Here is a 20,470-nt window from a genome sequence, read left to right as displayed (position 1 = left end):
CTCTCGTCATCCGCGGAGGAGGCCGTGCCGGGCGGCCTGTTCGAGCGCCTCCGTACGGTTGGCCGCGTCGAGCTTGCGGTAGATGCTGCGGAGCTGCGTCTTCAGGGTGTTCGGCGAGACCTGGAGCTCCGCGGCGATCTCGGGCAGCGGCGCCCCCGTGGTGAGCGCGTGCAGCACCACCTGCTCCCGCGAGGAGAGCCTCGGGCGGGCGGCGAACGACGGCAACGCGGATCGGGCGGGCAGCGGCGCGCCGCCGATCGGAGCGAGGTCGGCGCGGACGGCGGCGAAATCCTCGGCGCTGAGCAGCGCCAGCGGGGTGCGCAGTCCGCGGTCGGCGAGCTGGGCGTTCAGCGCCGCGGTCACGGCCTGCGCGGCGGCGGGACTGACCCGGTGGAGGGCTGCACTCTGCACCGCCGCGGCCTCCGCGCGCTCGCGCGAGGTCGTCGGCTCGAGGCGCGTGTGAGAGAGGAGCCGCGCCGCCTCGGGCGCGCGACCGTCGATCAAGGCGACCCTGGCCCGTTCCAGAAGGGTGCCGAAGCGGTCCGCCCCGGCGTCGCGCTGCTTGACGCCACGCGCGGCGCGGATGTCGCCGAGGGCGAGGTGGAGCAGGATCCGCGGGCGGCTCAGCGCCTGGCGGGCCGGCGGAGAGCCGGCCTCGCGTCCGCGCAGCCGGGCGAACGACTCCAGTCGCTCCAGTCCGCCGGCTGCATCGCCCTCGTGCAGCGCGATCCAGGCTTCGACCGTCGCCATCGTCGTCCAGTGCTCGCTCGTCGCCCGGTGCGGGAGGAAGGCGCGCGCGTGGTGCTTGGCTGCGGTGAGGTCGCCGTCCTCGACCGCCAGCATCGCCTCGGCGACGCGGTAGAACGTGCCGCGGTAGCCGTCCAGCTGCGCGGGATCCCACGAGCCGTCGCGGATGATCTCGACATAGTGCCGGGCCTCCGGCAGATCGCCGTTGAGGGCGTGGATCCCGCCGAGGAGGCTGACGGCGTGGAACGCCTTCCCGCTGCCCTGCGACGCCGCGAGGGCGGCGGCCTCGTCGATGAACAGGCGCTCCGTCGGCGAGAGCGTGTTCCGACGGGCGTTCGCGGCGGAGATCGCCATCCGCAGCAGCTGCAGTCCGCGCACCCGCCGGAGCCGGTTGGCATTGAGGCAGATGCCCAGGAGCATGGCCACCAGCGGCTCCTGCTTCAGCCGGGCGAGAGGCAGGTCGCCCAGCAGCGCCACGACCCGGCGACCGTCGTGGTCCAGGAGGTGGCTCCACCCGGACATGATGACGTGGGCCGCGAGGTGGAGGTCGTCCTCCTCCATCGCGAGGCGCAGTCCTTCGAAGGGGGTGCCGCGGCGCAGGGCGCCCTCGATCGCGAGGCGTCGGAGCACGCGGATCTCGGCGGGGAACCGCCGCAGGAGGTCGTGACGCAGCAGGGTGCGGGCCGGCGCGGCGATCGTGAAGGTCCGGCGCCCGGAGTCCGTCGACCATCGGCCGAAGCCGAACGCCTCGGCCTCGTCGAGGGCCGCGCCGATGTCCGGATCGCTGCTGAGGGCCTGCGCCAACGGCAGGTCGACCGTGTCCGTGATGCTGATCCGGATAAGACCCTCCAGGACGCCGGCGCCGAACGTGCCCTCCTCCATGCGGCTGCGGAGGTAGTCGTCGACCGCCGCCGCCGCGCCCTCCACGATCGTCGTGCCGTCGGGGGCACGGCCGCGGAGAGCGGCGGCACGCACGACCGCCGCGAATCCCTCGGTGGCCGCCCGCACGGCGACGGCGGTGTCCTCGTCCACGTCGAGAGCGCGGCGGATCTCGTCGGTGTCGAACGCGAGGTCTTCCGGAGAGATCAGCGCGGTGTCGATCACGAGGCCGATGCCGTCGCTGTCGAAGGGACTGGGGCGATTCGTGGCGACGATCAGGCGGACGTGCGACGGGACGGCGACCGTGCGGCAGAGGTCGAAGACCGCATCCCGGTCGAGCGCGGCGGCGTCGTCCAGGACGATGACGACAGGCTCCTCGTGATCGCACAGATAGTGCCCGACGGCGGGCCAGCCGTCCCCGGTGGCCGGATCGGTGCTGCCTGCGCCCGTGTCCGTGTCCGTGCCGCGCAACGCCCGCAGCAGCGCGTCCGCGAGTGCCGGGCTCGTCGCCAGCGCAGGTGTGACCGTGAGCCACACGACCCGCGCGGAGCAGGTGAAGGCCCAGCCGACCAGTGCAGTGGTCTTCCCGGAGCCCGCGGCGCCGCGCAGCAGCGTGAGCGGAGCCCCGGCATCCAGCACCGCGTTCAGCCGCGGACGCCCGATCACGTGCGCGGAAACCCGCGGCAACCTCTTGTCCCCTTGCGCGCCGAAAGCCGGCATCGTCCCTCCCCAGGTACGCATCCCCACCCCTACGATATCCAAACCCGCACGGTGCAGGACGCTGCGGAGCGGGGGCACCGGGAGTTCTAGGCTCGGAGGAGTGAGTGGTCCGATATCGCCCGTGTCCCGCCGTGTGCCGACCAGCGCCCTGCTCGTGAGCGCAGCCCTCGGCGCGGTTCAGGCCCTCGTCTTCCTGGCTGTCGTCCCGGTCACGAGCGTGCTGGCCGCCGCCTCCCCTCCCGCGTATGCCCTGGTCGCGGCCGTGCACACCGCACTGCCCTTCCTCGCGCGCGTCGTCACCCGGGTCCCTGGCATGGCGACGCTGGCCGCCTTCGTGACCGGGGTGCTGACGCTCGCGGTGTCCCCCATCGGGCTGCTCGGGGTGGTGCCGCTCGTCCTCGGCGGCGCGGTCCTCGACCTCGCGCTGCCGTTCCGGCGCGACGCCGCGGTCCGCCCGGGTCGTGTCCTGCTCGCCGGCGCCGTGACCGGGGTGGTGCTCTTCCTCGTGGCCCTCCCGGTGTTCTCCCCGGAGCACCTCGTCCCGCCGGTGCTCATCGCCACGCTGCTCGGCCGGGTGCTCGGGGAGCTCGCGGTGGCGGGAGTCGTCCTCGCCGTCCGCCGGCTGCTGCGTCGCGCGGGCGTCACCCACTGACTGCGGTCCACTATACCCCCACCGGGTATAGTGAACCCATGGCCGGTCGTCGCGTGCTCCAGAGGGCGCTGCTCGTCGTCCTCCTCGTGGGCGGCGTCGTGCTCGGGCTCCTCGGCATGCACGCGCTCGACACGCACGGCACCCCCGGAGCGCACGCGATGGCGGGCCACGCGGCACCGGTGCCCGGGCACCCCTCGGCGTCGGCGGCGCATGCGGTGTCCGTCGCCGAGGCGGCCGTCGTCCCCGACGACTCCGCGGGGGATGGCGGCGCGGCCTGCGTCCTCGCGCTCCTCGGCGGACTGCTCCTGGTGCTGCGCCCCACCCGCGCGGCCGTGATCGCTCCCCTGCTGCGCGCCCTCCGCGTGCGCGCGGGAACCGCCGCCGCCCCTCTCCGTCCCCCCTCACTCCACGTCCTCTGCATCAGTCGGACCTGATCGGCGCTGGTGAGCGCCCGGGCTCCGCGACCGCGGACGCCCTTCCGACAGACAGAGATGAGAGAGAAATGAAGAATCGAACCGCTGCCGCCGCCGCCCTCGTGCTGGTCGGCACCCTCGCCCTCGCGGGATGCGCCTCGGCTGCACCTGCGGGACCGGCTGACCACTCCGGTATGGATCACTCCCCCTCGGACGCCCCGCTGGCCGGAGCGAACGAGGCCGATGCGATGTTCGCGTCCATGATGATCGTCCATCACGAGCAGGCCGTCGAGATGTCGAACATCGTGCTCGCGAAGGATGACGTCGACCCACGGGTGACCGACCTCGCCGAACGCATCAAGGCCGCTCAGGGCCCGGAGATCGAGCAGCTGCAGGGGTGGCTCGACGACTGGGGTGCCGAGGCGGGTGACCCCGCGGAGATGGACCACGGTGACGGCATGATGAGCGACGACGACCTCGCCGCGCTCGAAGCCGCCGCGGGCCCGGAGGCGTCCCGGCTGTTCCTGGAGCAGATGATCGCCCACCACGAGGGCGCGGTCGAGATGGCCGAGACGGAGGTCGCGGACGGCGAGAACGCCGACGCGGTCGCCCTCGCGCACGACATCGTCGACGCGCAGACCGCGGAGATCGCGGAGATGAAGGAGATCCTCGCCACGCTCTGAGCGGCATCGGGCCCCGCGTCGCCTCCGCGGGGCGGGGCCCGTCGCCTTTCTGCGATCTGTCCTTTCCGCGCTGTTCTGTACGTTTCGCACTACTATGGTCTCATGAGCGAGATCGCGATCACGGAAGCCCGGGGGCGGCTGGCGTCCATCATCGACGAGGCGCGCAAGGAGCCCGTCTATCTCACCCGACGAAACCTCCCGGTGGCGGCTGTCGTCGATGCCAGCCTGCTGGAGCGACTCCTCGAAGACGCGGAGGAACTGGCCGACATCCGCGCGGTCGATGCCGCCTGGGAGGAGACCGCCCGACTCGCCGAGACGCCGATCCCGTGGGAGGAGGTGAAGCGGGACCTCGGGCTCGTGCCGTGACCTACGACGTCCAGGTCCTGCCTGTCGCCGTGCGGGCGATCCGCAAGCTCCCTCCTGAGGCGAGGCGACGTATCCAGGCCGTCATCGAGCTCCTCTCCGAAGACCCGCGGCCCCCCGCAGCACGCAAGCTCACCGGCCGACCGGAGTGGCGGGTGCGGACGGGTGACTACGGGGTGCTCTACCGGATCGAGGACGGGACCCTGACGGTCGTCGTCGTGCACGCCGGCCACCGTCGCGAGGTGTACCGCTAGCGACGGCGGCGGCGCAGGCGGCGCAGTGGCGCGGAGAGGCGATGCCACAGCGTCGGCGCGGGCTCTTCGTCCTCCGCGGGCGGCGGGGCGACGGCGAACTGGACGAACTCCTCCGCGCCATGGTGCACGACGCGGTAGAGCGCCGTGCCGATGAGCACAACCAAGGCGATCGACATGACGGAGACGAGGGCGGCGGTGAAGTCGGCGAGACCACTGTCGGTCGCCACCGCCTCGGTGAGTCCCACCAGCCCCGCCGCTCCCGGCACCAGGAGCCAGAACGCGGGGAGGAACGTGAGCTGCGACGGGGCCCCGTGGCGCAGCCCGGCGATCCAGAACACGACCGGCGTGACGGCGACCGCGCCGACGAAGCCGCCTACCGCCGGGTCGATGAACTCCGTTCCCGCCCATTGGCCGAGGTAGGCGACGACCAGGGCGAGCAGCACCCACCCGAATGTGGACGGCGGGGAGGAGAAGTGCAGGTAGTTGCCGAGTGCGAACACGAGGATGCCCAGCAGCGGCACCCACCAGGGCAGGTAGGACGAGGAGGCGTCGAGCGCCTCGTACGAGTCGCTCGAGACGCCCACCACCGCGCCCGCGGCGAGGATGCCGAAGGCGAGGAGGGCGAGCTGCACGAACCCGTAGATGAGGCGGGACGCACCGGAGATCATCTGCCCGGCTGCGAGCTCGACCGTCGCCGTGGTGAGCACGCCGCCGGGGAGGAAGGTCACCAGCGGCGCGATCAGCAGCCGGATCGGGTCGCCGATCTCGATCACCTCCGCGAGCAGGAACACCGCGGCGGCGCACACGAAGGCCGCGGCGATGGGCATGACCAGCTGTAGTGTGGGGGAGCGCACGAGCTTGAGCAGGCCGATCCCGAACCCGAGCACGAAGGCGACGAGCGCGCCCTGCCAGGTCGGCGCGAGCAGGAGCGCGAGGCCGGTCGTGAGGATGGCATGCCCGAGCGTGCGGGTGAACCAGCCGAGCCGCGGGCGCATCGCGCCGATCTCGTTGAGCCGCCGGATGCCGTCCAGCGGGTCCACGGCGCCGGTCTTCGCCTGCGCGATGAGGTCGTACAGCGCGGCGATCTGGTCGAAGCGGAACGAGGCGTTCGTGGCCGACCGGAACGCGACCCGCTGCTCCTCCGCGTCCCCCGTCTCCACGATGATGATCGTCGGCAGGACGACGAAGTCGGCGCCGTCTCCCCCCGATGCCGTGGCCACCTCGGCGATCGTGTCCCGGATGCGGTCGACGGACTCCGCCGATGCATTCATGCCCTGAGCCAGTCCCAGGAGGAACTGCTGCAGCGCCGACCGGTCGACGACGTCGGTCATGTCACGTGAACAGGAACGACAGCGCCACCCCGACGACGATCGCCGTGCCGACGTAGACGAGGTTCGGCAGCTGGAACGAGTGGTCGATGACGAACTTGCCCATCTTCGTCGTCCCGGTCTGGTCGAACGCGACCGTCGCCACCTGGCTGCCGTTGGCGGGCAGCGTGTAGATGCCCATCGCCGCCGGCCACAGCCCCACCAGCAGGGAGGCGGGCAGACCGATCGTGATGCCGATCGGGACGATCGCGTTCGTGGCGCTCGATTGGCTGGTCGTGAGCATGGCGACCGCGAAGAGCGCCAGCGCGAACAGCAGAGCGCCGAGGAAGGCGGACGATCCGGAGACGACCGAGCCCAGCCCGTCGACGATGAGGGTCTGGTTCGCGGCGACGAACGTGTTGGCGAGCCAGGCGATGCCGAACAGGGCGATGGCCCCGACGATGCCCGCGGGGAACGTGGACTGCTTCGGCACGTCGGCGGCCTTGACCTTGCAGAACACGAAGATCAGCGCGGCGATGATGCCCATGACGACCTCGATGATCACCGTGACGCTCAGGCGGAGCGGGTCGCCGTCGTCATCGGTGCCGATGACCGGACGGAGGTTCTCGAACAGGCCGAAGAAGACGATCACCGCGACGCCGGCGAGGAACAGCGAGGCCGAGAACACGGCGGTCGGCGGGAGCTTGTTCTCGTGCGCGTCGACGGTGGGCGGCTTGATCTGCCCCTCCGCCAGGCGCTTCTGGTACTCCGGGTCGTCCTCGAGGTCCTTGCCGTGACGCATCATGACCAGGGCGGCGACGAGCAGGCCCGCGATCGATGCCGGCCACATGATGAGGAGCAGGCCGCCGAGGTCGACGCCCTGCGGCGCGAGCAGCACGACCATCGATGCGGTGGCCGCGGAGACGGGCGAGCACAGGATGCCGACCTGCGAGGCGACCGCCGAGACCGACAGCGCCCGCTCCGGCCGGATCTTCTGCTGGTAGGAGACGTCGTAGATCACGGGCAGCAGCGGGTAGAAGATGTTGCCGGTCCCCGCACCGACCGTGAAGAGGAACGACATCGCCGGCGCGAGGAAGACGACGGACTTCGGGCGTTTGCGGATGACCTTCGCGGCCACCGACACCATCCAGTCGATGCCGCCGGCGGCCTGCATGGTCGAGGCCGCGGTGATGACCGTGATGACGATGAACACCGCGTCGACGGGGGCGTTGCCGGGGGCCTCCCCGAACACGAACACGAGCACCGCGACGCCGACGAGGCCCCAGACGCCCAGGCCGATCCCGCTCGTGCGGGTGCCCATGAAGATCGCCAGGACGACGACGATGAGCTCGGCGACGAGGATCCAGACGCTGTCGTTCACGACGACGGCCCCTTCACGACCGGCGCCGCCCCGGTGAGGACCTGCACCGGCAGCTCGGTCTCGACGATCTTCCCGTCGGCCGCCTCGACCTTCAGCGCCAACGCGTTCTCGACCGGGCTGACCGCCGTGACGAACTCGCTGTTCTCGAAGTGCAACGACTGCAGGTTGCCCACCGCATACCCGGTGGAGAGCTCGCCGCTGAGCAGGGACGCGTGGAAGAGCGGCCGCCGCTGGTCCTCGGCGTCGTAGTGCGGACAGAAGCTGCCGTGCAGGAACCCGAGACCCTCGGGGAGCACCTGCAGCGTGGGTCCGTAGCTGTCGGTCGTGCCGCCCTCGAACCAGCAGATGCCGCCCGCGCTGCCTCCCGTGAACACGACGTTCGACGAGGGGTCCTCCCACATCTCGCGCATGATCTCGTCGAGGCCCTGACGCTTCCAGACGTCGAGCATGTTGGCGGTGTTCCCGCCGCCGACGTGGATGACGTCGAAGCCCTTCACGAACCCGGCCAGGTCGTCGACGGCGCGATGGAACAGCGGCAGGTGGTGCGGCGCGCATCTGTCGGAGTCGTACGTGGAGTAGAAGCTCACGATGTAGGCGGTGTCATCGCCGGTCGCGGTGCCGACGAAGAGGACCCGAGGCCGCTCCTTGCCGGTGAGCTTCAGGATGTACTCGTGCGTCGGATCGTTCCGACGTTCCATCATGGCCTTGCCGGCCCCGGTTGCGACGACGTGCGACATGCCCCCACCTCACTGTCGAGTGTGAATGCGCTCAACCTAGCGTCGCGCCGTCACCGCCGTCCAGAGCGGTCACCCTGGACGGGTGAATCCGGGCCTCTCAGCCGAAGACGCGAGCCGTGCCGACCAAGCCTTCCAGGAGGGCGGCTGTGCGGGCGCGCGGTCCCTCCGGCGCGATGCCGAGGACGCGGGCGAGCTCCAGGGCGAGAGCGGCGTGTCCGGCGGCGCTGGGGTGGAAGGGGTCGTTCATGAGGCCCCACGGCATCCCGCCACCGCCCAGCTCCGCGAAGTGCGCGTACTGGTCGACGAGGATCACGTCCTCCGCGGACGCGACCCGACGGACGGCCTCGGCGAAGTCGGCGATCCGCGCCCGCTCCGGCGCATTGCGGACGTCGATGGCGGGCGGCGTCTGGAGCACCGGGATGGCGCCGAGCCCTCGTACCCGGCGCACGAAGTCGTGCAGGGACGCGGCGTAGTCGTCCGGCGAGATGACCGGTCGCGGTCCGCCGTCCGAGGCGTCGTTGGTGCCGACCATGAGAGTCACGACATCCGGCTGCCAGCCCGCGACCCGACGCTCCCAGTCGTCGAGGATGTCGATGATCCGGTTGCCGCTGATCGCGGTGTTGAGGACGATGTCGCGGACGCGCTCGAGCTCGCCCCTGACCAGCTCGTGCAGGTGCTCCTGGTAGCTGCGCCCACCCTGGGTGTGCACCAGGCCGTGGGTGATCGAGTCGCCGGTGATGACCCAGTTCAGCGGTGCCGGGTCGCGGAGCGCGTCGGCGAGGCGGCGGAGGTCGTCGTCGGCGGTGGCAGGGGAGGCGGAGGGGGCGATCGGCACGTTTCCGAGCTTATCCGGCGTAATGCTCAGGGGCCGTTCCCGTCCTGTTTGCCGAGGGGCGAGGCTGGGCATGTGAGCGCGGACGGGATCCGCGGCCCAGGACATCGTCGAATCCCCAACCCGACGACGTGGAGAAATCGAGCCCCTCGTGCGGCGGGCTGCTCCCCCGGCCCGCCGCACATCCCCGGCCTCGGGGGCGTTCCTTCGGCCCATTCCGGAACGCCGATATACGCGTGGCTGCGAAGGAGGGCTGTTTCCGCGGGTCTGCCTGCTGTCGCGCGGGCGCGCGGGGGTTCAGGCGCTCGCGCGAGAACAGGCACATGCGGCTGGTGTCGCCTGTGCTCGCGTGTTCGCCTGTTCGGCGGTCAGTCGCGGTCGGCGCGGCTGATGAGGTCCATCAGCTCGTCGAGCGTGTCGACGTCGATGACCTCGGTGCCGTCGGGCTCGCGCACCTCGATGCCGTCGACCTCCAGCTCCTCATCGAGCTGCACGAGGATGCGCGACTCCGGGAACTGCCGGGGGGCGACGAACGCGAGCAGCACGGCGTCCGCGAACACCACGACCGACGTGGCCTCGAGGTCGTCCCGCAGGTCGACCTGCTCGACCACCGGCTCCTCGTCCACCGCATCCTCGATGTCGAGCGCGACCTCCTCGACGATCGCCCGCCACCGCTTCTCGCTCATCGAGAGCACGCGCGCGATGGCCGCCACGAGCTCGTCCGGATCCATGTCCTCCGCGCTCTCGTCGCCGTCGAGCTCGGGGTCCACGTTCACGTTCACGACGGTGCCGGCGGCGTCCAGGCTCGCCCGTCCGTAGACGAGACCGTTCTCGGAGACGGGGTCTTCGAGCAGACCGCTCTCGACGATGCGGGACAGGAGGATTTCGAGCGCCATGCTTCCAGTCTCGCGCATCCTGCCTTCCGTGGCCCCTGGTTCTTCCGCGACCTCGGCCCACGGTCGCGCGTAATCGAACACCCCTTCGCGCCTCTTGTTCACTGGACCATCCCGACTCGACGGCCCAGGGCCGCGTTCGAAAGGCAGGCTGCTGTGATCCGTCCCCTCTCCCGCGGCATCGGCGTGGCGCTCGCCGTCGGTGTCGCTCTCGCCCTCGCGATCCCGTCATCCCCGCTCCCGGCGGCTGCGGAGGTCGCCCCCGACACCCCCGCCCTGAACTGGGTCGTGAACACCGCCCCCGGCGGTCCGAGCGAGGAGACGCTGCGTGCGGCCATCGCCGACGCGGGAGGGACGTTCCTGATCTCGTACCCGGAGATCGGGGTCACCGTCGTCCGGGCGCCCGAGGGCGGGTTCGCCGCGCAGCTCCGCGACCTCCCGTGGGTGCAGTCCGTCGGTCCCACCCGCACGTCGACCACGCCCGACCGCCTCCCCGACCCCGCCGAGTCCGCGGCAGGCGTCACGGAGGAACCCGAGGCGATGCCTGCCGAGGGCACCGCGTGGGACACGGTCGCCGTCGGCGCGACGACCCCGGGCGGCGCAGGTGTGGTCGTCGGGGTCGCGGACAACGGCATCGATGCGGGGCACCCCGACCTCGCCGACCGCATCGACCCCGCTCTCTCGGTCGGCTGCGGCATCAAAGGCGTCCCGGACACCCGACCGGCGGCGTGGGCTCCGGAAGCGGGACTCTCCGGAGCCCACGGAACCCACGTGGCAGGCAGCATCGCGGGCGCTGCCGACGGCGCCGGCATCCGCGGGATCGCCCCTGACGCGCGCGTCGCGGCCATCAAGGTCGACAACCAGACAGGGCACATCTACCCGGAGGCCAGCATCTGCGCCACGATGTGGGCGGTCCGGCACGACATCCCGGTCGTGAACCACAGCTACTACGTCGACCCCTGGTACGTCTGGTGCGCCGGCGACGAGACGCAGTCCGCCGCGCTCGAAGCCCTTCGGCGCACGTATGCGTACGCGCATGAGCAGGGCGTCGTCAGCGTCGCCGCCGTGGGCAACGAGGCGCAGGACCTCGCCACCATGACCACCGACGTCGTCAGCCCCAATGACGGTGCACCCGAGCCGCGGCCGGTCGACTCGTCGTGCCTGAAGGCCCTGGCCGGGCTGCCCGACGTGATCTCGGTCGCCGCCGCCGACCAGGACGAGACCAGCGGCGCCGTCGTCATGGCCCGATTCTCCAACTACGGAGCGGGCACGGTCACCGTCACCGCGCCCGGCGTCGTCTGGTCTGCGGTGACCCGTCAGGACGACGGCTCGATCTACGCGCTGTTCCCCGGCACTTCCATGGCCTCCCCGCACGTCGCGGGGCTCGCCGCGCGGCTGCTCGCGGCCGACCCGCAGGACACGCTGATCGTCCTGGACCTCGCCAACGCCGGGGCGGTGGGAGGACGGGCTGTCGTGGACATCGATCTGACGGCGTTCGCGGATGTCGAGGTCCCCGTGCCGCCGGTGGGCGAGGTCGAGCGGACGGCTCGGGGGCTGCGGTGGACCCTCACGCTGGACTCGGCGCAGAAGGCCCAGCTGCAGATCCCCGCGACCTCCGGCGACGACCCGGCGTTCCCCGTGGTCGCTGTCCGATGAGACAGGCGGTCACGCCGGTTCAGGCGCTTTCCGGAAGCGATGGCCTGAATCGGCGTGACAGCCTGCGCGTCACAACCACTTCTTGTACTTGAACACCCCGAACAGGCCGACGGCGAAGGCAAGCATCGCCCCGATCGCCATCGGATAGCCGAACGCCCAGTGCAGCTCGGGCATCACGTCGAAGTTCATGCCGTAGACGGTGCCGACGAGGGTGGGCGCGAAGATGATGGCCGCCCATGAGGAGATCTTCTTGATCTCATCGTTCTGGGCCAAACCCGCCTCCGAATGCCGCCGGGCGACGAGGGCCGACTGCACCGTGAGGGCGTTCTCCAGGATCGCCCGGAACGAGTCCACGCGCTCGTTCACGCGGATCGTGTGGTCGAGCACGTCGCGGAGCGAGCGCTGCAGCTCCTCGTCGATGCGGTACTTCTCCGACCCGCGGCGCAGCCACTCCAGCATGCCGCTCAGAGGGTGCACGGCGCGCTGGAAGTTGATGACCTCGCGGGAGAGCTCGTAGATGCGGCGGGAGAGGGCGTCGTCGTCGCTGTCGCCGAAGAGCTGGTCCTCGATCTCGTCGATGTCGTTCTCGAGACCGGCGACGACGGGCTCGTACTCGTCCACGACCTCGTCGAGGATCGCGTAGAACACCGCCTCCGGTCCCATCGCGAGCAGCTCCGGGTTCGCCTCCATCCGGCGGCGGACCGCGGCGAGGTTCGGCGACTCGGCGTGGCGGATCGTCACCACGAAGTCGGGGCCGATGAACAGGTGCAGCTCCCCGAACTCGATCGACTCCTCCTTGTCGCGGTACCGGGCGGGGCGCAGCACGGCGAAGAGGGTGTCGCCGTAGCGCTCCACCTTGGAGCGCTGATGCCCCGAGAGCGCGTCCTCGACGGCGAGCGGATGCAGATCGAACTCCCTGGCGACCGAGGCGACCTCCTCGGGACTCGGTCGATACAGACCGATCCACGCGATCCCGCCGGCGGCATCCAGCATCCGGTAGGTCTCGTCCAGGTTCTTCGGGGTCTCCACGCGACGTCCGTGGACGTACACGCCGTTGTCGATGAGCGCCATGATGCGGCTCCGTTCTCGCGGGTGCACGCAGACCAGGGTCTGCGTGCGGATTCGTCAGGGGGCGGGAGACGCCGCCGATGACTGCGAGGCGAGAGGCACGGACGCGGAGCGGGAGCTCAACGCGCAGATGCAGGTAAGCGCGACGCAGCGAGGGCGGCGTCGTTACTATCGTCGGACATCGCCATCACCGCCTCTCCGTGCTTCTCCGGGGGCCAGCTTACCCCTCCGTTTCGAATCGCCCGAATGGCCCCATTCCGACCGGAGATGCCGCCACGTGCGCGATTCGAAGGATCAGGGGATGATGGCGTCGATGTAACCGCCGTCGACGCGGACCGCGGCGCCTGTCGTCGCCGAGGCGAGCGGGGACGCGAGGTACGCCACCATGTTCGCGATCTCCTCCGGCTCGATGAGCCTCTGCAGCAGGGACTGGGGGCGGTGCACGCGCATGAACTCACGCTGCGCCTCCTCCCACGGCAGCTGCGGATCCACGAGCGAGTACACGAAGTCCTCCACGCCGCCGGTGTGGGTCGGGCCCGCGAGCACTGAGTTCACCGTCACGCCCGTGCCGGCCGCCTCCTTCGCGAAACCCCGGGACACCGCGAGCAGCGCCGTCTTCGACATCCCGTAGTGGATCATCTCGGCGGGGATCACGACCGCGGAGTCGCTGGCGATGTCGAGCACCCGACCCCAGCCGCGCTCGGTCATGCCGGACAGGGTCGCGCGGATGAGCCGGACGGCGGCGAGCACGTTCACCTCGAAGTACCGCCGCCACTCGTCGTCGGAGATGTCGAGCGCGGGGGTCGCTCCGAAGATGCCGAGGTTGTTGACGAGGATGTCCACGTCTCCGGTGGCGGCGAGGACGGCAGCGGCACCGTCCTCCGTGGTGACGTCGCCCGGCGCTGGGACGAGGTTCCGGTCCGGATCCTCCGCCTGCAGGGTGGCGATGACCGACGACACGGTCCCGGGGTTCCGGCCGTTGACCGCGACCCGCGCTCCCGCGTCGGCGAGGGTCGTCGCGATGGCGAGTCCGATGCCCTGAGTGGAACCCGTGACGAGGGCGGTTCTCCCGGCGAGGTCGATGCGCATGATGTCTCCTCCGTGTCGCTGCGGCCTCCGGTGCAACACCCGCCGCGCCGGGTTCATGCCCGCGCGCTCCCCGCCACGGGAGGGCCGGGAGTGGGACATGCCGTCTCCGTGCGGGACGGGAAACGGGCCCGGGACAGGAGTGGAAGGCGCGGTTTTGATCCCGCACGGCGGGACGCGGGGGGGTGCGGGACGGGAAACGGGCCTGGGGGGACGGGAGTGGGAGCGTTTTTGGTCCCGCGAGGTGCCGGCGGGAGGTGCGCACGCCCCGGGGGCTAGAGGGGGATGGGGGTGCCGGCGCGGGACGCGGACTCCTGGGCGGCCTTCACGATCTCGACGGTGCGGATGCCGACACCGGCGTCGGGCTGGGGCTGACGGCCCGCGCGGACGGCCTGCACGAACTCCTCGAGCAGCAGGGCGTCGAGGTCCGCCCCGACCGGGGTCCAGGTCTCTCCGCGGTCATCGTGCCCGGCCACGCCCTTCGCGAAGGGGCTCACGGTCACGGTCCCGCGCTCGGCCACGACCTCGAGGGTGAGGCCGCCCCAGGTCGCCGAGCTCATCGGCCAGCTCCACGAGCAGTCGATCGTGGCGACCACGCCGCTCGGATACTGGATCGTCACGAGGCCCCCCGTCTCGACCGCGAGGTCGCGCTCCCCGTGCAGGATGCTGTTCGACACCGCGCGGACGGTCTGCGCGCGCTCTCCCAGGAGCTCGTCGAGGAGGTCGGCGCAGTGCACGACGTGGTCGACCAGGGCACCGCCGCCGGCGAGCTCGGGGTCGGTGAACCAGGCCCGGTCCTGCGGCAGCTTGCCGTTGTTGATGCCGGTGACGCCGAGGATCGCCCCGAGGCGTCCGCTGCGCAGCTCGGCGACCGCATCACGCACCGCGGGGGAGAAGCGCACCGGGTACGCGACCATCAGCAGCACGCCCGCCCGGTCGCAGGCGTCGCGCATCGCGATCGCGTCCTCGACGGTCGTCGCGAGCGGCTTCTCGCACAGCACGTGCACGCCGGCCGCGGCGGCCTGCTCGACGAGGGCGCGGTGACGGGAGTTCTCGGCGGCCACCACGACCGCGTCGGGGCCCCACGCGAAGGCGTCGTCGTAGGTCTCGACGTAGGCGACCCCGAGCTCCGCGGCCAGAGCGGCGCCGCGCGGAGCGTCGTCCGAGGCGGAGGCGCCGTCGGGGTCGGCGGCGATCAGCTCGACACCGGGCATCTGCTGCAGCGCGTGCACGTAGCTGAGGGCGTGCGTGTGCGCGAAGGACAGCACGGCGATCCGCAGCGGGCGGGGAGCGGTCATCGGGTGGCCTCCTCGGCGACGGCGACGGCGGGGGACGAAGCGGGGAGGGCGACCGGGGCTCCGGAGGCGATCGAGGCGTAGGCGGCCTCGGCGACCGCGACCGCCCGGATCCCGTCCTCCGGGGTGACGGCGGCGTCGCGTCCCTCCGCGATCGCGGCCACGAAGTCGGCGATCTCCGCGTAGTACGGGCTCTCCTCGGGTGAAATCGGCGGGAGGTAGTCGGTCGCGCCCTCGACGAGCACGGCGTCGGTGCGCAGCGTGTGGTCCTCGGCGCTGTCGTAGCGCAGGCGCCCCTCGGATCCGGCGACCTCGACGCTGGTGCGGAACGGCATGCCGGGCTGCACCCAGCTCGCGTGCACGTGGCTGATGACCCCGTTGCGGTGGGTGAGCACGACATGCGCCGTGACCGGGGCCGGAACGTGGTCGTCGACCGTCGGCGGGTTCTGCACCGCGTAGACGCTGTCGACCGGCCCGGCGAACCACAGCGCCTGATCGATGTCGTGGATCATGAGGTCGCGGATGACGCCGCCGCCCGCCCGCTCCGAGAAGAACCAGGGGGCCTGGGGTGCGGCGCCGAGGCGACGGAAGCGCTGCACGGCAGGGGTGCCGATCTGCCCGGCGTCGATGCCGGCCCTGATTCGGGCGTACTCCCCCATGTAGCGCACGACGTGCGCGGGGAACAGCCGCACTCCCGCGGCGGCTGCGGCGGCGGTCACCTCGGCGGCGGCCTCCGCGGTCGCGGCGAGCGGCTTCTCGCAGATCACGTCGATCCCCCGGGCGATGGCCCGAAGGGCGAAGTCGGCGTGGGTGCTGCTCGGCGTGACGATGTCGACGACGTCGACCAGCTCCAGGAGCGCGTCGACGTCCGCCACGACCTCGAACCCGTATTCCGCGGCGATCTCCTCCGCGCCCTCCTTCGAGGTGACGAAGCCCTGCACGCCGAGCGCCCGCCAGGCGTCGGCGTGCACGCGGGAGATCCCGCCCGCGCCGATGAGTCCGACCTTCAACGTGCTCACTGCTTCTCCTCGGGGTCGACGCCGGCCGCGGGGTCGTGCGGCAGGGGGGTGATCGGTGGGGCGGGCATGTCCTCGATGCCGTAGATGTCGCCCGGATGCCGCTGGAACGCATGCACGACGGCGCCGTGGGCGGCGGCTTCCGCTCCCAGCCGCGCCTCCGCGATGGGCACCTGGAACGGCAGACCGAGATGGCCGGGCAGGGCGGCGCGCAGGGGGTCGAGCAGCTGCTCGTGCGCGGCCGAGAGCCCGCCGCCGATCACGACCATGGCGGGGTCGACCGTCATGATCAGCGTCGCGATCCCGTGGGCGAGCTCGTCGATGAAGCCGTCGAGCTCCTCCCGGGCGGCCTGTTCCCCGCTGCGCGCCAGGGCGAACACCTCGGCGGCCGTCGGGGCGGTGCGCCACGAGATCTGCCCGGTCTCGGTGTTCAGGCCCCGGAACGCGAGGCGGCCGATGTCTCCCGCCGCGTTGTGGATGCCGCGCCGCGGACGGCCGCCGAGGATGAGGCCCATGGCGATGCGGTTGCCGACCGAGAGATAGATCACGTCGTCGACGAGCTGCGCGACGCCGAGGTGATGTTCCGCGACGGCCGCGAGCCGCACGCCGTTGTCGACCGCCACGGGACAGCCGAACGCCTGGCGCAGCTGCGAGCCGATGTCGATGCCGGACCACTCCGGGATGACGACCGAGGTGGTGACCCGTCCGTCGTCGTCGACGATGCCGGGCAGGGAGACGCCGATCGCCCGCAGACCGGTGCGCGGCAGCGAGAGCCGGGCGAGCGTGCGTCGCACGTCGTCGATCACGGCGGCGAGCTTGGCCGGGCCGTCGGGCTGCTCCGCGACGCCGGGGAAGGTGCGCTGGGCGATGACCACGCCCGCGAGATCCGCGACGACGACGCGCACGCTCGCGACGCCGATGTCGACGCCCACCACCACGCCGGCGGCGGCGTGGAAGGAGTAGCGGCGGGCCGGGCGCCCCGCACCGCCGCCGTTCTGCGCCAGGGCGTCGACGAGGAGTCCGGAGTCGGAGAGCACCGCCACGGCGTTCTCGACGGAGGTGCGGGAGACCTCGAGCGACCGGGAGAGGTCGCTGACCGTCGCCGGTCCGGCGTCGCGCAGCCGGAGTGCGGACCGCGCCACGATCGAGAGCGGACTGGTCGCGCCCATCGGGTCCCTCCTTCGTCTCCGCCGTTGGTGCGATCAAATTAGCACACCCGATTCTCAGATCGGGGATTGTTGTTCACGGCCGAGAAACACGGCCGAAACAAGGCTCTGAGAACTTGTGCTTGACGAATTATCCAAAGCCAATGTCATAATGAACCGTACTCAGCACGGTTTACGCAAAGGAGCACCATGCGCGTCAGCAAGATCACCGGCGTCGTCGCGGGAGTCGCGGCCGCCACCCTGTTGGCCGGATGTTCGGCCGGCGGAGGCAACACCGCAGAGGGCGAGCAGGACATCACGGTCTGGCTCTACCCCGTCATCGCCGACGAGGCGGTGCACAAGGACTTCTGGGACTCGACCATCGAGGCGTTCGAGAAGGAGAACGAGAACGTCAACGTGAAGTACGAGATCTTCCCGTGGGCGAACCGTGACGAGGCCCTGCAGACGGCGATCGCCGCCGGCAAGGGACCGGACGTCGTCTACCTCATCCCCGACCAGCTCGCGGCGTACCAGAAGTCGATCGCCCCGCTGAACGACCTGCTCAGCGAGGAGCGCCAGGGCGACCTGCTCCCCAACGTCAAGGAGTCGGTCACGCTCGGCGGCGACATCCTCGGCGCCCCGATCCTCACCAGCGCGCAGCCCCTCATCTGCAACGCGGCCGCGTTCGAGGCCGCCGGGGTGACCGAGTACCCGGAGACGTGGGACGACATCGCCGAGATGGCCCCGGCCTTCGTCGACAAGGGCATGTACGCCCTCAACTACCCGGCGTCGGCCGAGAACACCCTCAACCTCACCTACTACCCGCTGCTCTGGCAGGCCGGCGGCGAGGTCTACACCGAGGACGGCGAGGTCGGCTTCGACAGCAAGGCCGGTGAAGAGGCCCTCACCTTCCTGACCGACCTGGCCGAGGAGGGCGCGCTCGACCCGGAGGCTCTCACGACCAACGTCCCGCTGGAGCAGACCGCCATCGCCCAGGGCAAGGTCGCCTGCACCTGGAACAACGCCGTGACCGAGGTCGCGCCGTTCTGGGGCGAGGAGAACGTCAAGGTCCTCGCGCCGCTGACCGACAAGGAGTCCGTGGCCTACGGCACCGTCGGCTCGCTGTCCGTGCTCAAGGGCTCGAAGGCCCCCGAGGCCGCAGCCGCGTTCGCCGAGTTCGCGACCGGCGCCGACGTCGTCGAGCCGTATCTCAAGGCCGCCGGCTACTTCTCGGCGCTCAGCACCACCGAGCCGCTGTACGCCGACGACCCGCTCCTCGGCGAGGTCGAGAAGTACGTCCCGGACACCACGGTGGGCGAGCTCGACGCCAGCTCCCGTGCGCTCATGGGCGTGCTCTCGCCGGAGATCCAGGCCGCCCTGCTCGGCCAGAAGTCCCCGGCCGACGCCCTGAAGGACGCCGCGGCCGCCGCAGCCCCGCTGCTGCAGAAGTGACACCCGGGGGCGTGCGGGTACCCGCCGCACGCCCCCTCTCTCCCGCCCCCCACGTGAGGAATCGACAATGACGACGGCCACCACGGCGCCGAAGCCCGCAGGACGGGTCGCCCGGGTGCTCGCCCGACGGGAAGCGCGCGTCGCGTTCCTGTTCGTGCTCCCCGCCTTCCTGCTGTTCATCGCCTTCCGCTTCGGCCCGAGCATCGCGGGTGTGGCGCTGAGCTTCTTCGACTACGACATCTCCGGCGAGATCGCCTGGCGCGGCCTCGACCACTTCCAGCGCCTCGTCGCCGACCCGCTGTTCTGGCGGGCGCTGGGGACCACTCTCATCTACACGGTCTTCGCGGTGCCGATCGCGCTCGTGCTCTCGACGATCATGGCCCTCGGCGTGCGCCGCGCCTTCCGCGGCGCCCGGTTCTTCCGCTCGATCTTCTTCCTCCCCGTCATCACCTCGCTCGTGCTGGCCGGCTCGATCTTCGTCTGGATCTTCTCCGCCAACGGCCCGTGGTCCGCGCTGATGGCCCCGCTCGGCCTCGGCGGCTCGTGGCTCGGCAGCACCGTGCTCGTGATCCCCGCGATCGTCGTCGTGGGCGTCTGGTCCCGGTTCGGCTACGGGATGATGATCCTCATCGCCGCCCTGCAGGACGTGCCGCGCGAGCTGGAGGAGGCGGCGCTGGTCGACGGCGCGAACGCCTGGCAGCGTTTCCGCTGGATCATCCTCCCGCACCTGCGCCCGACGTTCTTCTTCCTCGCGGTGATCGAGACGACGGCCGCCTTCCAGGTCTTCGACGTCATCTACGTGATGACCCAGGGCGGGCCGGCGAACGCGAGCTACTCGCTCGTCTACATGCTCTACGACCAGGGCTTCCGCTACTTCGACTACGGCTACGCGGCCGCGGTGGGCGTCGCCCTGTTCGTCATGACCCTCGTGGTCGCCCTCATCCAGCGCCTCGTGATCGGAAAGCAGAAATGACCGCCCTCCTGCAGCCGCCGACGCAGACGACGCCACCCGCGACGCGTCCCGCCGCGCGCACGCGCCGCTCGTTCCGCGCGCTCGAGCCGACCGGCTGGGGCATCGCCGTCCGCTGGATCTGGCTGAGTCTCGCCGGCATCCTCAGCTTCTTCCCCTTCTATGCGATGGTCGTGCTGAGCCTGAAGCCGGGCATGGTCGTCGAGTTGCCCGGCTCGCTGATCCCCTGGAACGACATCTCCTTCGAGGCGTACGAGCAGGTGCTCGGCGGACAGAACATCCTCGTCTGGCTCTTCAACACGCTCGTCTACTCGCTCGTGTCGGTCGTGGCGGTGCTGTTCCTCTCCGCGCTCGCCGGATACGCCTTCGCCAAGAAGCGCTTCCGTGGCAAGGAGGTCATGTTCTGGTCGTTCCTGGCGATGGTCATGGTGCCGTTCCACGTGACGCTGATCCCGACGTTCATCCTCATGGCGAACCTGGGCGGCATCGACACGTACTGGGGACTCATCCTGCCGACGCTCGCGAACGCGCAGGCGGTCTTCCTCATGCGCCAGTTCATCCAGGGCCTTCCCGACGAGCTGTTCGAGGCGGCCCGCATCGACGGCGCCGGCGAGTTCCGCATCTTCCTGCGGATCGTGCTGCCGCTGTGCAAGCCGATCCTCGCGACACTCGGGATCTTCGTCTTCCTCTGGCACTGGAACGACTTCCTCTGGCCGCTCATCATCGCCAAATCCAACTCGATGTTCACCCTCACCGTGGGCATCTCGTCGCTGCAGCAGCAGGATGTGCCGCTCAGCACCATGCTCGCCGGCTCCGTCGTGGCGCTGCTGCCGATCTTCCTCGCGTACCTCATCGCTCAGCGGTACGTGCAGGAGGGCGTCACCGGCACCGGGATCAAGGGCTGAGAAGAAGGGAACCGCA

The 20,470-nt window shown here is 70.9% G+C and carries 20 protein-coding genes; 9 read left to right on the top strand and 11 right to left on the bottom strand.

Translation table 11 applies throughout. From position 1 onward, the window contains the following. Positions 1-6: 6 nt before the first annotated feature. Positions 7-2,313, bottom strand: coding sequence for a helix-turn-helix transcriptional regulator (locus tag AB0P08_RS05170; RefSeq protein WP_363588541.1), 2,307 nt, complete (start codon positions 2,311-2,313; stop codon positions 7-9). A 154-nt stretch (positions 2,314-2,467) separates the two neighbouring features. Here AB0P08_RS05170 and AB0P08_RS05165 point away from each other — a divergent pair, with 154 nt between their 5' ends. The 5 genes from AB0P08_RS05165 to AB0P08_RS05145 all read left to right on the top strand — a co-directional run bounded on the left by AB0P08_RS05165 (position 2,468) and on the right by AB0P08_RS05145 (position 4,711). Continuing rightward, positions 2,468-2,998, top strand: coding sequence for an ECF transporter S component (locus AB0P08_RS05165; protein WP_363588539.1), 531 nt, complete (start codon positions 2,468-2,470; stop codon positions 2,996-2,998). A 38-nt stretch (positions 2,999-3,036) separates the two neighbouring features. Next, positions 3,037-3,432, top strand: coding sequence for a DUF6153 family protein (locus tag AB0P08_RS05160; RefSeq protein WP_363588537.1), 396 nt, complete (start codon positions 3,037-3,039; stop codon positions 3,430-3,432). 68 nt (positions 3,433-3,500) lie between these two features. Next, a complete protein-coding gene (locus tag AB0P08_RS05155; RefSeq protein WP_363588535.1) occupies positions 3,501-4,094 on the top strand; it encodes a DUF305 domain-containing protein in 594 nt (197 codons plus the stop codon). Between the two features lie 102 nt (positions 4,095-4,196). Further along, positions 4,197-4,460: a type II toxin-antitoxin system Phd/YefM family antitoxin gene (locus AB0P08_RS05150; RefSeq protein ID WP_268777520.1), complete on the top strand. Its 264-nt coding sequence runs from the start codon at positions 4,197-4,199 to the stop codon at positions 4,458-4,460. Next, positions 4,457-4,711, top strand: a complete 255-nt coding sequence (locus tag AB0P08_RS05145; protein ID WP_363588533.1) for a type II toxin-antitoxin system RelE family toxin — start codon at positions 4,457-4,459, stop codon at positions 4,709-4,711. The genes AB0P08_RS05150 and AB0P08_RS05145 overlap by 4 nt, the downstream gene beginning before the upstream one ends. Here the strand turns inward: AB0P08_RS05145 and AB0P08_RS05140 are convergent. From AB0P08_RS05140 to AB0P08_RS05120, 5 genes are all read right to left on the bottom strand, one after another. Continuing rightward, positions 4,708-6,042 carry a threonine/serine exporter family protein gene (locus tag AB0P08_RS05140; protein WP_363588531.1) on the bottom strand — a complete coding sequence of 445 codons (1,335 nt, stop codon included), beginning with the start codon at positions 6,040-6,042 and terminating at the stop codon, positions 4,708-4,710. The genes AB0P08_RS05145 and AB0P08_RS05140 overlap by 4 nt on opposite strands. Before the next feature lies 1 nt (position 6,043). Continuing rightward, positions 6,044-7,399, bottom strand: coding sequence for an anaerobic C4-dicarboxylate transporter family protein (locus AB0P08_RS05135; protein WP_363588529.1), 1,356 nt, complete (start codon positions 7,397-7,399; stop codon positions 6,044-6,046). Next, complete coding sequence (locus AB0P08_RS05130; RefSeq protein ID WP_363588527.1) at positions 7,396-8,136, bottom strand: Type 1 glutamine amidotransferase-like domain-containing protein; 741 nt, start codon at positions 8,134-8,136, stop codon at positions 7,396-7,398. The genes AB0P08_RS05135 and AB0P08_RS05130 overlap by 4 nt, the downstream gene beginning before the upstream one ends. 97 nt (positions 8,137-8,233) lie before the next feature. After that, positions 8,234-8,971, bottom strand: a complete 738-nt coding sequence (locus tag AB0P08_RS05125; RefSeq protein WP_363588525.1) for an SGNH/GDSL hydrolase family protein — start codon at positions 8,969-8,971, stop codon at positions 8,234-8,236. Positions 8,972-9,336: 365 nt separating this feature from the next. Further along, a complete protein-coding gene (locus AB0P08_RS05120) occupies positions 9,337-9,864 on the bottom strand; it encodes a cytochrome C5 (protein WP_259951761.1) in 528 nt (175 codons plus the stop codon). Positions 9,865-10,017: 153 nt separating this feature from the next. On the opposite strand from AB0P08_RS05120, the gene AB0P08_RS05115 reads away from it, so the two are divergent. Continuing rightward, complete coding sequence (locus AB0P08_RS05115; protein ID WP_363588523.1) at positions 10,018-11,517, top strand: S8 family serine peptidase; 1,500 nt, start codon at positions 10,018-10,020, stop codon at positions 11,515-11,517. 69 nt (positions 11,518-11,586) lie between these two features. Here the strand turns inward: AB0P08_RS05115 and corA are convergent, their stop codons facing one another. From corA to AB0P08_RS05090, 5 genes are all read right to left on the bottom strand, one after another. Continuing rightward, a complete protein-coding gene (gene corA, locus AB0P08_RS05110; RefSeq protein WP_187662923.1) occupies positions 11,587-12,588 on the bottom strand; it encodes a magnesium/cobalt transporter CorA in 1,002 nt (333 codons plus the stop codon). Between the two features lie 291 nt (positions 12,589-12,879). Then, a complete protein-coding gene (locus tag AB0P08_RS05105) occupies positions 12,880-13,674 on the bottom strand; it encodes an SDR family NAD(P)-dependent oxidoreductase (protein ID WP_363588521.1) in 795 nt (264 codons plus the stop codon). Positions 13,675-13,946: 272 nt separating this feature from the next. After that, on the bottom strand, positions 13,947-14,969 hold the full coding sequence (locus AB0P08_RS05100) for a Gfo/Idh/MocA family protein (RefSeq protein WP_363588519.1): 1,023 nt from the start codon (positions 14,967-14,969) through the stop codon (positions 13,947-13,949). Further along, positions 14,966-15,985: a Gfo/Idh/MocA family protein gene (locus tag AB0P08_RS05095; protein ID WP_363588517.1), complete on the bottom strand. Its 1,020-nt coding sequence runs from the start codon at positions 15,983-15,985 to the stop codon at positions 14,966-14,968. The genes AB0P08_RS05100 and AB0P08_RS05095 overlap by 4 nt, the downstream gene beginning before the upstream one ends. Beyond that, positions 15,982-17,151, bottom strand: a complete 1,170-nt coding sequence (locus tag AB0P08_RS05090; protein WP_363588515.1) for an ROK family transcriptional regulator — start codon at positions 17,149-17,151, stop codon at positions 15,982-15,984. The genes AB0P08_RS05095 and AB0P08_RS05090 overlap by 4 nt, the downstream gene beginning before the upstream one ends. A 186-nt stretch (positions 17,152-17,337) precedes the next feature. Between AB0P08_RS05090 and AB0P08_RS05085 the strand changes: the two genes are divergently transcribed. The 3 genes from AB0P08_RS05085 (at position 17,338) to AB0P08_RS05075 (ending at position 20,454) form a co-directional block, all read left to right on the top strand. Beyond that, positions 17,338-18,579 (top strand): ABC transporter substrate-binding protein, encoded by a 1,242-nt coding sequence (locus AB0P08_RS05085; protein ID WP_144881556.1) that lies wholly within the window; start codon positions 17,338-17,340, stop codon positions 18,577-18,579. Positions 18,580-18,646: 67 nt separating this feature from the next. Continuing rightward, complete coding sequence (locus tag AB0P08_RS05080; RefSeq protein WP_060923533.1) at positions 18,647-19,552, top strand: carbohydrate ABC transporter permease; 906 nt, start codon at positions 18,647-18,649, stop codon at positions 19,550-19,552. After that, positions 19,549-20,454 (top strand): carbohydrate ABC transporter permease, encoded by a 906-nt coding sequence (locus tag AB0P08_RS05075; RefSeq protein WP_363588513.1) that lies wholly within the window; start codon positions 19,549-19,551, stop codon positions 20,452-20,454. The genes AB0P08_RS05080 and AB0P08_RS05075 overlap by 4 nt, the downstream gene beginning before the upstream one ends. Positions 20,455-20,470: the final 16 nt, after the last annotated feature.

Origin of the sequence: Microbacterium meiriae, assembly GCF_040686935.1 — a bacterium.
GTDB lineage: Bacteria > Actinomycetota > Actinomycetes > Actinomycetales > Microbacteriaceae > Microbacterium > Microbacterium meiriae.
Note: the sequence above shows the minus strand (reverse complement) of the source record. Positions and strands in the feature narration are given on the sequence as shown.